2 protein-coding genes, 1 other RNA gene and 1 pseudogene are annotated in these 2,106 nt (G+C 46.7%); 2 read left to right on the top strand and 2 right to left on the bottom strand.

Annotated elements, in window-relative coordinates:
- Positions 1-123 precede the first annotated feature (123 nt).
- Positions 124-828: a metallophosphoesterase gene (locus H6S82_RS30650; protein ID WP_190471345.1), complete on the bottom strand. Its 705-nt coding sequence runs from the start codon at positions 826-828 to the stop codon at positions 124-126.
- Between the two features lie 253 nt (positions 829-1,081).
- On the opposite strand from H6S82_RS30650, the gene H6S82_RS30655 reads away from it, so the two are divergent.
- Positions 1,082-1,291 carry a hypothetical protein gene (locus tag H6S82_RS30655; RefSeq protein WP_190471406.1) on the top strand — a complete coding sequence of 70 codons (210 nt, stop codon included), beginning with the start codon at positions 1,082-1,084 and terminating at the stop codon, positions 1,289-1,291.
- A 121-nt stretch (positions 1,292-1,412) separates the two neighbouring features.
- Positions 1,413-1,801, top strand: a transfer-messenger RNA (tmRNA) gene (gene ssrA, locus H6S82_RS30660).
- A gap of 119 nt (positions 1,802-1,920) precedes the next feature.
- Here the strand turns inward: ssrA and H6S82_RS30665 are convergent.
- Positions 1,921-2,106, bottom strand: a pseudogene (locus H6S82_RS30665) (methylenetetrahydrofolate reductase); the annotation flags it as partial.

The raw sequence follows: 2,106 nt of genomic DNA on the forward strand, positions 1-2,106 counted from the left end.
ATAGCTTTCAATTAACAGAATCCCGGCAACGGGATTGAAACTAATCGAACTATCGTCACGGAATACTGAGATTCCAACTTTCAATTAACAGAATCCCGATAACGGGATTGACGATCGGCGCGATCAAGCTAAATTATCGCGATATTGCTTATCTCGCTTCCCCGGTATCAACACATTTCCATATTCATCGCTCACTCCAGCTTTGGCAACCCCATGCACCGCAATTTTGCCTTTGCATATTGTGGCGCTATACTGTTCGTGGTGATGACCGTGAAATACTTTTTTGACTCCCAGCGCTTCCGCCAACTCGTCTAATTCCCTGAAACCATAGCGATGGCAAGAAGGAGCCTCATGAGTTACCAGTATATCGGCTCGCTTCTCCCAAAGTGCCTCGTACTCTTGCCAAAATATGCTGGCATGATGTTTGCGCGGAATATCGCCGCGCCAGCGTTCCTCTTTTCGGCAATAATGTAATAAGTCTTTGCGACTGCGAAATCTGGGTTTGATAGGCGGTCTCCAAATCTTTTCGCGGAATATGCCACCCAATCCGGCTACGCGCTTGCCATCAATCTCGACGACGCGGTTGTGCAGGTTGCGATCGCCCAATTTCGACCCAAACAAGTTATCGTACCAACAATCGCGATCGCAGTCGTGATTGCCGGGGATAAACCAAACCTCGGTTTTTTCCAGTATGGCGGAAAGTTCCTCGTCAAGCGATCGCTCCAAGTCCAAATCCCCAAGCAAAATTGCAGCTTGTGGAGCATAAGTCTCAACCGCCCTGATAAATGGCCGAAAATCGCCATGCGGATCGCCACCGAACAGAATCATAACTCCGATTGCCCTGCTGTGCCGTCGAGGTATAATCACTGGGGTGAATGGGCTTATATAGCTTCCGAAACCGCAGCCTCCCCAATTTCTACATTAACCTCAACAACTTTAAAAGGGCTAGTCTATTAAGTTAACATTTCGCAACATTTACAGGCGCAAAGATTAAACTTAATTACAAAGTCAAAACTTGCTAATAACTCCGTGATAACGTCTATTGATGTTGACCGAGTTTGAAAATGGCGCAGAAACAGGGATGGAGAACACATTGCAACTCGATTTAAATCGCTCCTCGCATTCATGTCGTGAAGATTTCAGCGAGTACGTGGCACACCTTCAGCTTCACATGGCGTTACAAGCACGTAACTTAGTACCCAATCTCACCCAAGCGGCAGATAGCCGAGAACAGTTGTTGCAGGAAACTCAAGCAGAGTTTGAAAAATTGGTTTCTAGGCAAATGCGATAGCTCAAGCAAGTGGGATAGGAACAGAAAAGCAGGTCATCTTTGCCAGCGAGACAGTTATCCTAGCCATTAGCTCCCACACACAAACTCAAAATAGCCAACTATAATAGGAAATGTAAGACATGGGGCTGTAAAGGTTTCGACGTGTCGGCGAAAGCTGCCCCGTGATACAGGCCGAGAGTGAGTCTCCTCTCGCTAATCAAAGGCTCAAAAAAAAGTAAATGCGAACAACATCGTTCCTTTTGCTCGTAAAGCTGCCACTGTTGCTGCTTAATAACCGATAACAAGGTTCGAGCGTCTGTAGTCTGACTCCGTTAAGGACTACGGACAAACCCCAACGGATGCTCTAGCAAGGTTTCTCTGGTTGATTGCTAGCTAAGATTCAACCACTGCATCCTGTCATCCGGGATAATGGATGGTTCCCGCCCAAAGGGTCAGATGGGCTAAGCCTGTGAAGGAGCGGAAAGTAAATACCCGTCGCGGACATCCGTTCAATTCGGATCAGCTCCACTTAACGATATATTGATGAATTAATTTGGGAGCCACCCTCTACTATTTATTAGTAACGGGGTGGCTTCTCAATTAGGGCTCTATCAACCTTTGGGCCAGTTCGCCAAACTCAACTTCGGATATCAAGCGGTCTGAATTGGTGGAATTCCAGCCATATCGAGAATTTGGGGAATCAAATCTTCGCGCTTCACCGCCATCATGTGAACGCCTTGACAAATTTGACTGGCTAGCTTGACTTGTTCGGCGGCAATTTTCATCCCTTCCTCTAATGGATCTTTTGCACTTGCCAAACGATCGATAATGTGTTG

It is taken from the genome of Planktothrix sp. FACHB-1355 (assembly GCF_014748295.1).
GTDB lineage: Bacteria > Cyanobacteriota > Cyanobacteriia > Cyanobacteriales > Aerosakkonemataceae > Aerosakkonema > Aerosakkonema funiforme_A.

Bases quoted from the DNA above. Each gene is read 5' to 3' on its own strand.
- H6S82_RS30650 (WP_190471345.1), bottom strand. From the start codon at position 828: ATGATTCTGTTCGGTGGCGATCCGCATGGCGATTTTCGGCCATTTATC.
- H6S82_RS30655 (WP_190471406.1), top strand. From the start codon at position 1,082: ATGGAGAACACATTGCAACTCGATTTAAATCGCTCCTCGCATTCATGT.